Origin of the sequence: Hymenobacter perfusus, assembly GCF_003944765.1 — a bacterium.
Taxonomy (GTDB): domain Bacteria; phylum Bacteroidota; class Bacteroidia; order Cytophagales; family Hymenobacteraceae; genus Hymenobacter; species Hymenobacter perfusus.
In genome coordinates this window covers 46,611-61,289 of record NZ_RWIU01000002.1, presented here as the reverse complement: position 1 = coordinate 61,289, position 14,679 = coordinate 46,611, and the positions used below count along the sequence as shown (strand labels likewise).

Sequence of the window (14,679 nt, the reverse complement as noted above, 5' to 3'; positions counted from 1 at the left end):
TCCAAAACGGGGCGACCTTCGTATGTTGGGGCAATGAAACTTCCTTTCCTGTTCCTGACGGCCGGGCTAGCCTTGCTGCCTATATTCAGCCCGGCCCAAGCCATTCCCAAGAAAGTCGATAAAGCCCTGCGCCAGGTTCGGCCCGACGATATCAAAGCGCACATCCAGTACCTGGCCGATGACCGGCTGCTGGGCCGTAAGCCCGGCACGCCTGGCTACCAGCTGGCCGTGGACTACGTTACGGCGCAGCTCCGCAGCTTTGGCGTGCAGCCGGCCGGCGAGGAGGGCGGCTTTACCCAACAGGTGCGGCTGCGGCGCGCTACCGTGCGGCCCGGGGCCACCGTCACGTATCAGCCGGCCAACGCTTCCCTGGTACTGGCACCGGCTGAAGTCCACCTGTATCCTCATCCCGAGCAGCCCCAGACCCAGCTTGCACCAAGCGGTCTGGCATTTGTTGGCTACGGTATTTCGGCTCCCGACCAGGGGTATGATGATTACCAGAATTTGGATGTGAAAGGCAAAGTAGTGGTGATTGTGCGCGGAGCCCCGCGCCGCTTTCCCAGCACCGTGGCCGCCGCCAGCCAAGACCAAACCCTGCTGGTACAAACAGCGGCACGCCACGGCGCGATAGGCGTACTGTTTGCCAGCGGCCGTCCCGCCCCGGCTACGGCGGCCACGGCTCCTGCCCGCCCGCTTGTCACCACCAGCGTGCTGGGTCCCGATGGCCGGGTGGCCGCCGCCCGGGGCTTCGTCAGCGGCTCCGGGGTAGCGTTGACGGGCACTCTTTCGGCATCCGGTTTGCAGATTTTGCTGCTAAATGCCGCCACCGATACCGCCCGGGTACTGGGCGCCCTGCGTCAGGGTACGCCCACGCCGGTAGCCCTGCGCGGTACGCTGGCGGCCAGCTGGGCCTCGGCGTACCAGGACTTTGATTCCTACAACGTAGTAGGTAAGATTCCCGGCTCCGACGCGCGCCTCCGCGACGAGTACGTGGTGCATTCGGCCCACCTCGACCACCTGGGCGTGGGCGCGCCGGTGCAGGGCGACTCCATCTATAACGGGGCCCATGATAATGCGTCGGGCGTGGCCTCGGTGCTGGAAATTGCCCGGCTGTACAGCCATCTGAAGCAGAAGCCTAAGCGCAGCATTCTGCTGGTGCTGCAAACCGGGGAGGAGTTGGGGCTGCTGGGTTCGGCGTATTTCGCGGCCCGGCCTACCGTGCCCAAAACCAGCCTTGTGGCCGATGTGAATACCGACATGCCCACTATTATTGCCCCGCTGTTGTCGGTGGTGCCGCTGGGCGCGCAGCACTCCTCCCTGGCCCGGCCCGTAGCCGAAGCGGCCCGCCACCTTAACCTGACGGTGGAGGAAGACCCCGAGCCCGACCAGAACCGCTTTATCCGTTCCGATCAGTACAGCTTTGTGGCCCAGGGCATTCCGGCGTTGCACATCAAGTACGGTAACCGCACGCCCGACGGCAAAAATAACCTGGCCGAGCAGGTGCAGAAGTGGCGGGCCGTTACCTACCACAAACCCCAGGATGACAGCAACGGCACCTTCGATTTTACGGCGGGCCAGAAGTACGTGCAGCTTAATTTCCTCATCGGCTACCTGGTGGCCCAGGACCCGCAACGGCCCACCTGGAACCCGGGGGACTTTTTTGGGCAGCGTTTCGGGAGCAAATAGCGCGCAATAGCCCGGTTATGATTCCGCTTAGTACGCGGAATGATAATCGGGTTGCATGATTTTCGGGGTAAATTTCCGAATATTAACGGCGTAACCGTTGGGCTTGCTGCTTCAGGTGCCACCGGGATATTCCGTTCGCATCCTCTGCGGGCGCAGCAGCTTATCCAGCATCCTGTCCGCATGATTATCTACGGCTACCGTTCCTCGCATTTGCTTACTGAGCCCGTAGCGGGCAATTGCCTGGCGTGTTCAACCACCAACGGGCTGCGAATGAGTGTATTTGGCCGCTACGCGCACATTTATTGGGTTCCGTTGTTTCCCATCGGCAAAGTTGGGGCGTCGGAATGCGGCCACTGCCGGCAGGTATTGCAGCCTAAGGAGATGGAGCCCGGCCTGCGCCAGCTGTTCCAGGAGCTGAAGCACCGGACGCGGGCGCCATGGTGGCATTTTACGGGTGTTTTGCTGGCGGTAGCGGCGCTGGGCTGGATTCTGCTGGCCAACAGCAACAACCAGCGGGCCAACCACTCCTTCATTACCACGCCCCACAAAGGCGACCTGTACCACATCCGCACCAGCAACGGCCACTATTCCCTCTGGAAAGTGCAGGAAGTGGCCGGCAACGCCGTAAAGCTGCTCGCCAACAACTACGAAATCGATAACGAAACCAAAGTTCAGGAGCTGAACCGGCCCGAAAATTACGCCCCGGACCCGTTGGAACTCACGCGTTACGACCTGAGCATTATGCTGGAAAAGGATGAGATAGTGGATGTAGAGCGTCCGGAAACCAGCCTGCTCGTGAAGAAATAACGGGCCGACCGCCTTAAAACCGGCCCCACCGAGCCAGTTCCTCCCCCCTTTCCCGCTGCACGCGGCGCACAAAAGCACTATCCGGCGCGGTGCCCAGCAGAATGGCCGTACCCCGCTCCCGGGCGTAAGGGTTGCGCACTTCCTCTACCCGGCAGAACGAGCGGAAGTGGATGGCCAGGTTATCAGGCTCATCATCAATCAGCAATACGTAGTGCCAGGGCAGCGGCGGGGCCTGACTTTGCCAGAACAGATAGCTGCCGTTGAAGCTGTGCGCGGCGGGCATGGGCCGGTGCCGGTTGTAATAGTTGATGGCCCCGGCCTGCCCGTAGTTGGCCGTGAGAATGAGCGTCCGGGCGCGAGTGGCGGCGGGCAGGGCCTGGTAAGCAGCCCAGGTTTTATCGGCCAGTTCCTGCCAGCCCAGCATATCGGCAAAATCCTGGGGTAGCGGATGGTCATGGCCGTCTTCCCAGCGCAGAATTCCGGTACCCTGAAAGCGCCGGCCGATTTCCTGCATCCGGGCCGGGGGCTCCAGCGTGAACAGCAGCGGCAGCACCGGCACGCTGCACGCCAGCGGCACCAGCAGCAGCGCCGGCCGCAGCACCCGCCCCGCCCGGGGCAGGCATCTCAGCAGCGTTTCCCACCACACGGCTCCAACGGCCAGCAGAATGGGGTAATACCCCAGGGAGTAGTAGCTTTTGCCGTGTAGCACCGTCAGCAGCAACAGCGCGCCGCAGTACGTCAGGCCTACTGCGCGGTAGGGCCGCAGGCGGGGGCTCAGCAGCAGGGCCAGCAACCCAGGCACCCACACCCACACGCCCGGAAAATTCATCAGTAACTGGTCCTTCCAAAAATCGGCTACCGACACGTTGACCAGTTGGGTTTCGTGCAGCAGCTCCATGTGGTGCCGGAACGGGATGCCATGCCCCAGCTGCCAGAGCAGGTTGGGTAGCCACAGCAGCAACGCCAGCCCGGCTCCCAGCCATAAGCCGCGCGTAGTCAGCACCCGCCGCATGGGCGTGAGCAGCAGGGCAACGCCCAGGGCAGCAATAAAGAACAGGGACGAATACTTATTCAGCAGTGCCAGCCCCAATAATGCGCCCATACCGTACCACCAGCGCGACCCCGGCTCCTGCTGATACCGGATCAGCAGGTAGCACACCGCCGTGAAAGCCAGCACCTCAAACGAGTTGGGCTGAAACAGGAAGTTGAGCCGCGCATACGCGCCCACCAGGTAGCACAGCCCCGCCAGTGCCACGGCCCAGGACCCGCCGCCCAAGCGCTGCACGGCCCGGGCCACCACATACACCGTGAGGCTACCCCAGAGCAGAGGCCAGCACTTCACCCAGAACCAGCTGCCGCCCAGCGCCAGCGTACACCAACTTTGTAGAGCCGTAAGCGGCGGTACTTCCAGATAGCCCCAGGCTAGGTGTCGGCCGTAGTCCAGATACAGGTATTCGTCGCGGTGCAGGTCGTAGGCCTGACTGGCCAGTAGCATGCCGGAGGCGAATTTCAGCAGGGCCAGCAGCAGCGGCAGGAAACGGGTGGACTTCATAGGGGCCGAATATAGCAAGTCGGCTATACCATTTTGTCGCTGTGTCTTCCCGTTTGCCCGTCAGCAGCACCTGTTATTATCTTTCCACAGCTGGTGGCACAGGGTTACTGTTGAGGCCAAGGCCGCACTGCCGGAACGCCAGATACTGCCGCTGCGCCATGAATTCGCCGGAGCCGGGCCATTTTTGGGCGGCTTCCTCGAGGAGCGGCAGGGCTTCAGGCCACAGCTCATTGTTGAGCAGGCAATCCACCAGCAGGCTGTTATCTGGCTGCCGGGCCACGTATACTTTCAGCCAGCTTACCGGTGGCAGATTGGTTTGGACCCGTAGCACAGGCAGCAGGATTTGCGAGAAATACCCGGGATGCACTTCCGGCAATCGGCTTTGCCAGCCGCCCTGCACGTGCACCCGTCCCAGGAACTGGTGCCACCGTTCGGAGCCCGGACCAACGGCCGGAACCGTGAAATTCAGCGCCGGATCGGGCCGGTTCTCCAGCACCTGCAGCGCCACTTCCAAGGCTCCATCGGCCCAGAGTCGCGCGCCGTTTTCCGCCGCTTCGGTCACGCTACGCCCGATACCGGACAGCCGATCCAGCAAGCCGCCGGGAAACAGCCGGGGATGATACAGGTGAAAACTCTGGCACTCTACCACCGCCGCAGGATAGACGTTCCGGCTCAGAATACGCACCTCCACCCGTAACTCGCAGGGACGAAGCAGGAGCTGGTGGCCTTGCGGCGTAGCCTCTATGTCGGAGTAGTACTGCTCAATAGTTGTCTGCGTAACGGCCAGCAATTGCGCCTGCTCGCTTTCCGAAGGATATACTGCCTCCGAAGCCTCACTTATCTGCGCCTGATTAGGCGTTGCCGCCGGCCGCGTGAGGCGTTTGAGCCAGTCTGATAAAAACGCCATGTGCGCGGAACTCTATAAGGTGCGGAAGGTGCCCCGAAGGTACTACCTGGCCCCCAGTTCCTTCGGCAGCCGAATGGCTTCCAGGTATTCGTGCAGGCCAGTAGGGTGCTGGAACAGATGAATGAACAGAATGCGGGTTTCATCCCACTCACACCACTCCTCGGCGTAGAAGTCGCCCAAAGCAAACAGCCGCAGCCGGAAGCTGTCCTGCCGCCGCTCGGCCAGCAGGTGCCCGTGCCGGAGCAGGTGCTCGGCCTGCCGGTACATGTGCAACTGTTTGAACTCGGTGTATTTCATACGCAGCTCTCAGAACCCGAAGATACGCCATCAGGGTTCCGAAGAGCTACTCCTCCGGCAGCCCGGAACGAAGCAGTATCAAGCATTCTGCACTTCATGACTTCCTTACCTTCGCGGGATGAAGACGATTCGCTTTCCGCACCCGCTGGTTTTGCTGGTGGGCTTTATTCTGCTGGCCTGCGCCCTGAGCTACGTGTTGCCGGCCGGTGTGTTTGAGCGCCACCCCGATGCGGCTACCGGCCGCGAGGTAGTGGTGGCCGGCTCTTACCACCGCGTACCCGCCACGCCCGTCAGTCCATTGCAGGCCCTGGTGGATATTCCCAAAGGCCTGATTGATGCGGCGGCCGTGATTTTTCTGGTATTTCTGGCTGGCGGCGCGTTTACGGTAATCGACCTCACCGGGGCCCTGCGCCGGGGCGTGGATTGGCTGCTGGAGAAATTCCGGGGGCGCGAGGCGGTGGTGATTCCCATCATCTCAGTGCTGTTTGCCACCATGGGCGCGCTGGAAAACATGCAGGAGGAAATTGTGCCGCTGGTGCCGGTACTGCTCATTCTGATGCGACGCATTGGGTACCCTACCATTACGGCGGCGGCCGTTAGCATTGGCTCGGCGGCGGTGGGTGCGGCCTTCAGTCCACTTAACCCGTTTCAGGTGGGCATTGCCCAGAAGCTGGCCCAACTGCCGCTGCTGTCAGGCGGCGGGTTCAGACTAGTATTCCTGCTGCTGGCCCTCACCATCTGGATTGGCGGCACCGTGCGCTATGCCCTGCGCCACCGCCTGCCGCCCGAAACCGCCGAAGCCGCCGACCCAGGGGTGGCCGCAGCCGGCCGCAACCACGGTCTGGTGCTGCTGCTGCTGTTCGCGGGGTTTGCCTTTTTCGCCTACGGGGTACTGAAGCTGGGCTGGGAGTTTGAGCAGATGGCCGCCCTGTTCTTCACGCTGGGCATAGTGGCGGGCCTGGTAGGTGGCCTAGGCCTTACGGGCACTGCTGAAGGCTTCATTGCTGGCTTCCGGGATATTGCCTTTTCGGCCCTGCTGATTGGCTTTGCGCGGGCCATTTTTGTAGTCCTGGAACAGGGCCAGGTGGTCGATACCATCGTCAACAGCATGTCGGCTCCGCTGGCCGGGCTGCCCGCTTGGGTGGCGGCCCTGGGCATGATGGGTGTACATACGGCCCTGCACCTACCGGTGCCCAGCGTCAGCGGCCAGGCCGTCCTCACCATGCCCCTGCTGGTGCCCCTCTCCGACCTCATCGGCCTCTCCCGGCAGGTTACGGTGCTGGCCTACCAGTACGGGGCCGGCCTCTGCGAGCTGATAACGCCCACCAACGGTGCCCTCATGGCCATTGTGGCAGCCTGCGGCGTGCGCTTCGATGAGTGGTGGAAATTTGTGCTGCCCCTGTACCTGCTGCTGCTAGCCCTGGGGGCCGTGGCCGTGGTGGTGGGCATTGCGGTAGGCGTGTAGGGAGTATTTGAGTAACAGAGTAATCGTTCTGCTGATAGCGCCGTTTGGGTCCGCAGAACGATTACTCTGCTACTGCAACTCCAGTTCGTGGGCCTCAAACACCCGCTTTATTTTACGCTTTTTCTCCACCAGCTGAAACCGAAAGGTGTCGGCAGCTTCGTCGTAGTACACGTCGGAAATCAGGCCCTCGTGGGCGGGCTGCTGGTCGGCAGGGTCGGTTTCCACCACTAGGTCCCCGAAGCTGAACGGCGGACGCGCGTACAGTTCCTTGAACAGTTCACCGCTTACTTTAAACTGCTGCTCATCGTAGCGCAACATAATCCAGTCGTCGGTTTCGTCGATTTTCTCGAACACCTTGCCCAAGGGCTCCAGCCACTCGAACGTGCGGCGATTGGCCGGATGAATATACCGTAGCCCATAGTCGGGCGTCCAGGAGTACAGACCGTATACAACAGGTTTAGGACGTGGCACGCGAAGCAGATTGGCGGGTGAGGAACGCACTGGTAACCGCCACAAGCAACGGCGGGTTCACCGCAAAGCTACGGCCCGGCGCAGGGACGGCCTTCTTTCAGCCCGCACAAAGCCCCAACCTCTTCATTGCCAAGCGGCTGCTCATACATAGAATAACCTTAATGCTTTGGATTCAGTAAACGGCACAGTCACTGTTGACCTTTTGTGCTGCTTTTCTTCGACAATCCAATGCCTTATTTAGATACTCCCCTCTCTGCCAATGTGCTGCAAAGTGGAATGGGAGCCATTCCGCACGAGCAGGGCACTACCTTCCGGGTGTGGGCTCCGGCAGCCACGGCCGTAGCCCTGGTAGGTCCGTTCAATGAGTGGAACACCGTCACGCACCCGCTCACGCACGAAGCCGACGGCTACTGGGCCGCTGATTTTGCCGACCTGGGCCCCGGCACCGAATACAAATTTCACCTGACCACTCCCACCGGCGAGTTGCGCAAAAACGACCCGTACGCCCGCGAGGTGACGCATTCCGCCGGCAACTCCGTGGTGCACGACCCTAACTTCGAGTGGGGCGATGATGCCTTCCAGATGCCTGCCTGGAATGAACTGGTGATTTACGAGCTGCACGTAGGCACTTTCCACGCGCCCGACCCCGCGCGGCCCGGCAACTTTTACGATGCCATCGAGAAACTCGACCACCTGGTAGGGCTGGGTATCAACGCCGTGGAGATTATGCCGGCCACGGAGTTTCCGGGCAGCCTGAGCTGGGGCTACAACCCGGCGCACCCTTTTGCCATTGAAATAGACTACGGCGGCCCAACGGCGTTCAAGGAGTTTATCAAGCAGGCCCACCGGCGCGGCATTGCCGTAATTCTGGATGTGGTGTACAACCACTTTGGCCCCGGTGACTTGGACCTCTGGCAGTTTGATGGCTGGCAGGAAAACGACGGCGGCGGCATCTACTTCTACAACGACTGGCGCGCCGAAACGCCCTGGGGCCATAACCGCCCCGATTTCGGCCGGGAGGCCGTGCGCCGCTACATCCGCGACAATGCCCTGATGTGGCTGGAAGATTTCCGCCTCGATGGCCTGCGCTGCGACGCCATTGCCCACATCCGGAACGTGGACGGCACCGCCGACCCGGCCCGCGACCTGCCCGACGGCTGGAGCCTGATGAAGTGGATCAACGAGGAAATCCGGGAACGGATGCCCTGGAAAATCACCATTGCCGAGGACCTGATGGGCAATGACTACATCACCCGCGCCCCCGAACAGGACGGTCAGGGCTTCTCCTCACAGTGGGATTCCCGCTTTGTGTATCCTATCCGCGACGCGCTGGTAACGCCCCACGACGACGACCGGAACATGCACGCCGTGGCCGAAGCCGTGGAAGCCCGCTACAACGGCGACGCCTTCCAGCGCGTGGTGTACACGGAAAGCCACGACGAGGTAGCCAATGGTAAAGCGCGCGTGGCCGAGGAAATCATGCCCGGTAACGCCGCCTCCTGGTTTCCCAAAAAACGCTCGACGCTGGGTGCCGCCCTGGTATTCACCGTGCCCGGCATCCCCATGATTTTTCAGGGCCAGACCATGCTGGCCGATGGCTCCTTCTCCGACGACCAGCCCCTGGATTGGGCCCGCGCCGACGAACACGCGGGATTGGGCCGCCTGTACCAGGACCTGATCCGGTTACGCCGGAACCTGGACGGCCATACCCGGGGCCTGCTGGGCCAGTACGTGGAAGTACACCACCTCAACAACGACGATAAGATTCTGGCCTACATCCGGCGCGACCAGGGCGGCCCCGGCGACACGACGATTGTGCTCTGCAACTTCGCTGACCGCTCGCACCCGGAGTATACCATTGGCCTGCCGCGCGGTGGCCGCTGGCGCGTACGCTTCAACTCCGACTGGGAGGGCTACGACCAGGAGTTCGGCAACTTCGAAAGTGTGGACACGCACGCCGAGGAAGGCGTGTACGATGACCAGCCCTACCACGGCACCATCGGCCTAGCCCCCTACTCCGTGCTGATTCTCTCGCAGGACCCGCAGTAGAGGTCAGCCTACGGCTTGATTTGCCAAGCGGCGTTTTGCCGGAAGCTCTGCAGGCTCCGGTGAAACGCCGTTTTTTATTGTTCGCAGGCTGCCGGAAACTCCGGCGGGCCGTATATCTTGCCGGTACTCCCATCCGTATTTCCGCAGCCAATGCAAGTCCCCGTTCCCACGCCCGAACCTATTGCCCCCGATGCCCTGCTTGTGGAAGCGGCCTGGGAAGTATGTAACCAGGTAGGCGGCATCTACACCGTTATCCGTAGCAAAGTACCCGCCACCGTGCAGGCCTGGGATGACCGGTACTGCCTGCTCGGCCCCTATTTTGCCCACCAGGCACAGGGCGAGTTCGAGCCCTACGACGACTACCAGTTGGCTACCCTTTCCGACCCGTTTGCCGGAGCCGTGCGCGAGATGCGCAGGCAGGGTTACGATGTTCATTTGGGCATCTGGCTGGTAACGGGCCGCCCCCGGGTGGTCCTCATCAACCCGCACCAGGCCTATCCACAGCTGGGCCGCATCAAGTCTGACCTCTGGAACCACCACCACATCCCGATGCCCGACAACGACGACCTGTTGCATCAGGTGGTGGCGTTTGGTGATCTGGCCAAAGTGTTCCTGCAGATTCTGGCGGCCGAAGTGGTACCGCCCCAACGGCTGGTGGCCCACTTCCACGAGTGGATGACGGGCGTTGCCATTCCGGCGCTGCGCCGCGAGCAGGTGCCGGTGCATGTGGTCTTCACCACCCACGCTACCCTGCTGGGGCGCTACCTGGCCATGAACGACCCCAACTTCTACGACCACCTGATGCAGGTGGAGTGGCAGGGTGAGGCGCAGCATTTTAACATTGAGCCGGCCGTGACGATGGAGCGCGCCGCCGCGCATGGAGCCCACGTTTTCACCACCGTGAGCGAGCTGACGGTGCGGGAATGTATCTATCTGCTCGACCGGATTCCGGACGCGGTACTGCCCAACGGCCTCAACATTGAGCGGTTTGTGGCGCTGCACGAGTTTCAGAACCTGCATCAGCAGTACAAGAGCAAGATTCATGAGTTTGTGATGGCGCACTTCTTCCAGTCGTATTCCTTCGACCTGGATAAGACGCTGTACCTGTTCACCTCGGGCCGTTACGAGTACCATAACAAGGGCTTCGACCTCACCCTGGAAGCGCTGGCCCGCCTCAACTACCGCCTGCAGCAAAGCGGCCTGGAAGGCAACGTGGTTATGTTCTTCATCACCAAACGCCCCTTCCACAGCATCAACCCGCAGGTGCTCCAGAGTCGGGCCGTGCTGGAAGAAGTGCAGGCCACTTGCGAGGCCATTGAGCAGCAGGTGGGAGAGCGGCTGTTTTATGCCGCCGCCGCCAGCACCGACCACCGCCTGCCCGACCTGAGCAGCATGGTGGATGACTACTGGAAGCTGCGCTACCGCCGCACACTGCAAAGCTGGAAAACCACCAACCTGCCCCCGGTCATCACCCACAACCTCGTGGACGACGCCAACGACGACATCCTCAACTTTGTGCGCCAAGCCAACCTGGTCAACAACCAGCACGACCGGGTGAAAATCGTATATCATCCCGATTTTGTGTCGCCCACGTCGCCGCTGTTTGGCATGGAGTACGGGCAGTTTGTACGCGGCTGTCACCTGGGCATCTTCCCGAGCTATTACGAGCCCTGGGGCTACACGCCGCTGGAATGCGTGGCGCGCGGCGTACCGGCTATTACTTCCGACCTGTCCGGTTTCGGCGACTATGTGATGCAAACGGTGCCCGGCCACGAAGACAAGGGCATTTTTGTGGTGCAGCGCCAGGAAAAGAGCTTCGATGAGGCGGCGGAAGAGCTGACGGATATGCTCTGGGACTTTGTGCAGCTAACCCGCCGGGAGCGAATTATGCAGCGCAACAACGTGGAAAGCTCCGCCGAACTGTTCGACTGGAAAAACCTGCGCGTACACTACGACCGGGCTTACGAGCTGGCCCTGGAACGGCAGTAAAACCGTGCTGTTCTGGTAGGCATGCAGGCGCATATCGGGCGAAAACAACACTTGGATATGAGTCTGTTATTTGCCTTGCATTCCCATTCATGCCCACTGCTTATCAATGCAGAAATACCTCCTTGCCGGGTTGCTGCTCGTAACCACTACTGGCCTGGCCCGGGAGTTCTGGCTGGAGCCGGCCCGATTCTGGGTGGCCCCGGGCGCGGCCGTGCATGTCCGACGGGTGGTGGGCGGAAATTTTCAGGGTACTGCCTGGGCTGGTAAGCCGGACCGCGTTATGCTTTTTACTCATTATGCACCGGGCGGGGCAGCGCGCAGTCTGCTGCCCGCTGCCTCCGCTCCCGATACGTTGCAGAGCACTGTTCAGCTACTGCAGCCCGGGACGCACCTGCTGGCCCTGGCTACCAATAACGCTTCCGCCACGCTGGATGGCCCCGGCTTTACGGCTTACCTGCGCGAGGAAGGCCTGGACTACGCGGTGGCGCAGCGGGAACAACGCCACGAAACCGACAAGCCCGGCCGGGAAGCTTACCGCCGCTGCGCCAAAACACTTGTCCAGGTCGGCCCGGCCACCGCTGCCGATACGGCTCGCGCCTGGGCCCGCCCGTTGGGGCTGCCGTTGGAGCTGGTGCCGGAGCAGAACCCGTACCGCTTGGCACCGGGGGCAGCCTTTACGGTACGGGTGCTGCTGGCGGGCCAGCCCTTACCAGGACAGCAGGTGGTTTTGTGGCGGCGCGGGACCCTGCCCCAGGCCCTCATCAGTAAGCTCCGCAGTAACCAAAATGGACGCGTGTTGTTTCGTTTATCGGAGCCGGGTGAGTACCTTGTGAGCACAGTACGTATCGAGCCGGCTCCCATTGCCGCCACTGCTGACTGGCAGAGTACCTGGAGCACGCTTACCTTTGGCCTGGCCGGGCCCAAACGGCCATAGTTTGCAGCTGTTGGTCTTTTCCGGCACTTCATCCACTGCTCACGCCCAAATAGTTTTTTTGTTACCTTCGCAACTCCCGTAAACACCGAATAACCTGCGGTATGAAGTACTCCATAGATAAAAAGGAAACCTACACGATTATCACGATTGACGAGAAAAAGCTCGACACCACCGTTGCGCCGGACCTGAAATCGGAATTCGTGAAATTGAATGCCGAAGGCATTAATAACCTGATTCTGGACCTGAGCAACGTAAAGTACACCGATTCGTCGGGCTTGAGCTCCATCCTCATTGCCAACCGCCTCTGCAACTCAACCGGTGGCTTACTGGTACTTACGGGCCTGCAGGATCATGTGATGAAGCTCATCACCATCAGCAAACTGGAGTCGGTACTGCACATTCTGCCCACCGTGGAAGAAGGTATTGACCGCATTTTCCTGCACGCCATCGAGCGGGACCTGACCAGCAAAGAATAGTTCTTCGTGAGCTGTTGGCTGTTGGCTGTTAGCTGTTAGTTTTCAACTGATGGCTACCGGCCAACAGCTTTTTCTTTTTCGTACTGGCTGTCGAATCAGGCTCCCAGAAACGACTTCTCCCACTTAACAAAAGCTGACAGCCAACAGCTGATAGCCAATAGCTGATTTTGGAGTTTGAGCTGAAAATTCTGGGCAGTGCGTCTGCCACCCCGTTCATGGACCGCCACCACACGGCGCAGGTCCTGACGGTGGGCGGCACTCAATACCTTATCGACTGCGGTGAGGGCACCCAGCGCCGGCTGATGGAGCAGAAAATCCGGCATCAGCGCATTCATACCATCTTTATCAGCCATTTGCACGGCGACCATTTTTTTGGCCTGTTTGGCCTGCTGGGCACCATGCACCTCAACGGCCGCACCGAGCCGCTGCGCCTGTTCGGCCCGCCCGGCCTCGATGAGGTGCTGACCACGCAGTTTCGGCATTCCTACACTCACCTGAGCTTCGAGCTGGAGTTTACGCCGGTGGATACCACCCAACATCTCCAGATTTTCGAGGACAAGAACCTGACGGTGCATACGCTGCCCATGCGCCACCGCATTCCGTGCTGCGGCTACCTGTTTCGGGAGAAACCCAAACGCCGCCGTCTGCTGGCCGAGCGCCTGCCCGATGGGCTCACACCGGCCCAGCTCACCGCCCTCACCTTGGGTGAGGATCTGCTGGATGAGCAGGGCCAGCTGCTGGTAGCCAACGCCGCCGTCACCGCCGAGCCCAAACGGGCCCGCAGCTACGCCTTCTGCTCCGATACGATGTACACCGAAAGCCTGGCCGACTTAGTGCGCGGTGTGGATCTGCTGTATCACGAGGCCACCTTTATGGATGATATGCGGGAGCGGGCCGCCGTGACGCACCACTCCACCGCCCGGCAGGCCGGCCTGCTGGCGCGCCGTGCCCAGGTGCATCGCCTGCTCATCGGCCACTTCAGCAGCCGCTACCGCGACCTGGAGCCATTGCTGGCCGAGGCCAAAACCCAGTTTGAATGGACGGAGCTGGCCGTGGAAGGCCTGTCGGTTTCGCTGGCCGAGTAACCGAACGCTAGGCAGAATGCCGCGAAGCATCTGGCGTACTGACGTCGAGTTGACACTTCTGCAGCAGCAGGCAAGATGCTTCGTCTCTGGCCTGATGCGCCACATTCTCTGCATGACAGTTGTTTTAGTACCCGAAATCATCCGTTGATTTCCGTTTCCCCTCCTATGCCCCAACCTTTATCTCACAAAAAGCAGCAGTTGTACTTAGTGCTCAGCGGCATTTTCATCGTAAATGCGCTGCTGGCCGAGATTATCGGGGTTAAGATTTTCTCGGTAGATGCCTTGATGGGGCTGCCCGGCAACCTCACAGCGGGCGTGCTCATCTGGCCCGTGGTGTTCGTGACCACCGACATCATCAACGAATACTTCGGCAAGGCCGGCGTACTACGCGTGAGCTACCTCACGGTGGGCCTGATTCTGTTTGCCTTCGTCGTGATTTACGCCACCACCAAGCTGCCGCCGGCCGCTTTCTGGCTCGATGCCAACAAAACCGACGCCGAGGGCCGGCCCTTCAACATCGACTTCGCCTACCAGAGTATTTTCCGGCAGGGTCTGGGCATTATTGCGGGTTCCATCACGGCGTTTGGTATCGGGCAGGTGCTCGATGCCACCGTGTTTCAGCTGCTGCGCCGGGCTACCAAAGGCCGCTACGTGTGGCTGCGGGCCACGGGCTCCACGCTGGTTTCCCAGCTCGTCGATTCGTTTGTGGTGCTGTTTGTGGCGTTTTACGCGTTCGGCAACTGGACGCTGGGCCAGGTGCTGAGTGTGGCCAACGCCAATTATTGGTATAAATTCGCGGCCGCCATCCTGCTTACGCCCGTGCTCTACCTCGCCCACTTCCTCATCGACCGGTACCTGGGCGACGAAGCTACCCACGAGCTGCAGCAGGAAGCCGCCGCTAATGCGGCGGTGTAGGAGATAAGACACTTTATCACTCGGAATACTCTATTCAGCTAGCAGT

General features: G+C 61.0%; 13 protein-coding genes. 9 read left to right on the top strand and 4 right to left on the bottom strand.

The window, feature by feature from the left end:
- Positions 1 to 33 precede the first annotated feature (33 nt).
- Together EI293_RS06420 and EI293_RS06415 are read left to right on the top strand one after the other, a co-directional pair.
- Entirely contained in the window at positions 34 to 1,686 is a 1,653-nt protein-coding gene (locus EI293_RS06420) for a M28 family peptidase (protein WP_125436335.1), read from the top strand.
- Positions 1,687 to 1,866: 180 nt separating this feature from the next.
- Positions 1,867 to 2,493 (top strand): hypothetical protein, encoded by a 627-nt coding sequence (locus tag EI293_RS06415; RefSeq protein WP_125436334.1) that lies wholly within the window; start codon positions 1,867 to 1,869, stop codon positions 2,491 to 2,493.
- 13 nt (positions 2,494 to 2,506) lie between these two features.
- Here EI293_RS06415 and EI293_RS06410 read toward each other — a convergent pair whose 3' ends face one another.
- The 3 genes from EI293_RS06410 to EI293_RS06400 form a co-directional block, all read right to left on the bottom strand.
- Positions 2,507 to 4,045 (bottom strand): glycosyltransferase family 39 protein, encoded by a 1,539-nt coding sequence (locus EI293_RS06410; protein ID WP_125436333.1) that lies wholly within the window; start codon positions 4,043 to 4,045, stop codon positions 2,507 to 2,509.
- Between the two features lie 76 nt (positions 4,046 to 4,121).
- Complete coding sequence (locus EI293_RS06405) at positions 4,122 to 4,952, bottom strand: DUF6348 family protein (RefSeq protein WP_125436332.1); 831 nt, start codon at positions 4,950 to 4,952, stop codon at positions 4,122 to 4,124.
- 42 nt (positions 4,953 to 4,994) lie between these two features.
- On the bottom strand, positions 4,995 to 5,249 hold the full coding sequence (locus EI293_RS06400) for a hypothetical protein (RefSeq protein WP_125436331.1): 255 nt from the start codon (positions 5,247 to 5,249) through the stop codon (positions 4,995 to 4,997).
- Between the two features lie 118 nt (positions 5,250 to 5,367).
- Here EI293_RS06400 and EI293_RS06395 point away from each other — a divergent pair, with 118 nt between their 5' ends.
- A complete protein-coding gene (locus EI293_RS06395) occupies positions 5,368 to 6,714 on the top strand; it encodes a YfcC family protein (protein ID WP_125436330.1) in 1,347 nt (448 codons plus the stop codon).
- A 69-nt stretch (positions 6,715 to 6,783) separates the two neighbouring features.
- Here the strand turns inward: EI293_RS06395 and EI293_RS06390 are convergent, their stop codons facing one another.
- A complete protein-coding gene (locus tag EI293_RS06390; RefSeq protein ID WP_125436329.1) occupies positions 6,784 to 7,185 on the bottom strand; it encodes a DUF6960 family protein in 402 nt (133 codons plus the stop codon).
- A 228-nt stretch (positions 7,186 to 7,413) separates the two neighbouring features.
- Between EI293_RS06390 and EI293_RS06385 the strand changes: the two genes are divergently transcribed.
- The 6 genes from EI293_RS06385 to EI293_RS06360 all read left to right on the top strand — a co-directional run bounded on the left by EI293_RS06385 (position 7,414) and on the right by EI293_RS06360 (position 14,633).
- A complete protein-coding gene (locus EI293_RS06385) occupies positions 7,414 to 9,234 on the top strand; it encodes an alpha-amylase family glycosyl hydrolase (RefSeq protein ID WP_170170276.1) in 1,821 nt (606 codons plus the stop codon).
- Between the two features lie 150 nt (positions 9,235 to 9,384).
- Positions 9,385 to 11,223, top strand: a complete 1,839-nt coding sequence (locus tag EI293_RS06380; protein WP_125436328.1) for a glycosyltransferase — start codon at positions 9,385 to 9,387, stop codon at positions 11,221 to 11,223.
- Between the two features lie 106 nt (positions 11,224 to 11,329).
- Positions 11,330 to 12,157 carry a DUF4198 domain-containing protein gene (locus EI293_RS06375; protein ID WP_125436327.1) on the top strand — a complete coding sequence of 276 codons (828 nt, stop codon included), beginning with the start codon at positions 11,330 to 11,332 and terminating at the stop codon, positions 12,155 to 12,157.
- A 101-nt stretch (positions 12,158 to 12,258) separates the two neighbouring features.
- The gene (locus EI293_RS06370; RefSeq protein WP_044002696.1) at positions 12,259 to 12,633 is read left to right on the top strand and encodes an STAS domain-containing protein; all 375 of its coding nucleotides are present in this window, start codon (positions 12,259 to 12,261) and stop codon (positions 12,631 to 12,633) included.
- A 167-nt stretch (positions 12,634 to 12,800) separates the two neighbouring features.
- Positions 12,801 to 13,718, top strand: coding sequence for a ribonuclease Z (locus EI293_RS06365; RefSeq protein ID WP_125436326.1), 918 nt, complete (start codon positions 12,801 to 12,803; stop codon positions 13,716 to 13,718).
- 165 nt (positions 13,719 to 13,883) lie between these two features.
- Positions 13,884 to 14,633 (top strand): queuosine precursor transporter, encoded by a 750-nt coding sequence (locus EI293_RS06360; protein ID WP_125436325.1) that lies wholly within the window; start codon positions 13,884 to 13,886, stop codon positions 14,631 to 14,633.
- The last annotated feature ends 46 nt before the right edge of the window (positions 14,634 to 14,679 follow it).

What these genes read in the sequence shown, in the direction of transcription:
- EI293_RS06360 (WP_125436325.1), top strand. Translation starts at nt 13,884, where the DNA reads ATGCCCCAACCTTTATCTCACAAAAAGCAGCAGTTGTACTTAGTGCTC.
- EI293_RS06405 (WP_125436332.1), bottom strand. Translation starts at nt 4,952, where the DNA reads ATGGCGTTTTTATCAGACTGGCTCAAACGCCTCACGCGGCCGGCGGCA.
- EI293_RS06375 (WP_125436327.1), top strand. Translation starts at nt 11,330, where the DNA reads ATGCAGAAATACCTCCTTGCCGGGTTGCTGCTCGTAACCACTACTGGC.
- EI293_RS06395 (WP_125436330.1), top strand. Translation starts at nt 5,368, where the DNA reads ATGAAGACGATTCGCTTTCCGCACCCGCTGGTTTTGCTGGTGGGCTTT.
- EI293_RS06410 (WP_125436333.1), bottom strand. Translation starts at nt 4,045, where the DNA reads ATGAAGTCCACCCGTTTCCTGCCGCTGCTGCTGGCCCTGCTGAAATTC.
- EI293_RS06380 (WP_125436328.1), top strand. Translation starts at nt 9,385, where the DNA reads ATGCAAGTCCCCGTTCCCACGCCCGAACCTATTGCCCCCGATGCCCTG.
- EI293_RS06385 (WP_170170276.1), top strand. Translation starts at nt 7,414, where the DNA reads ATGCCTTATTTAGATACTCCCCTCTCTGCCAATGTGCTGCAAAGTGGA.
- EI293_RS06415 (WP_125436334.1), top strand. Translation starts at nt 1,867, where the DNA reads ATGATTATCTACGGCTACCGTTCCTCGCATTTGCTTACTGAGCCCGTA.
- EI293_RS06370 (WP_044002696.1), top strand. Translation starts at nt 12,259, where the DNA reads ATGAAGTACTCCATAGATAAAAAGGAAACCTACACGATTATCACGATT.
- EI293_RS06400 (WP_125436331.1), bottom strand. Translation starts at nt 5,249, where the DNA reads ATGAAATACACCGAGTTCAAACAGTTGCACATGTACCGGCAGGCCGAG.
- EI293_RS06420 (WP_125436335.1), top strand. Translation starts at nt 34, where the DNA reads ATGAAACTTCCTTTCCTGTTCCTGACGGCCGGGCTAGCCTTGCTGCCT.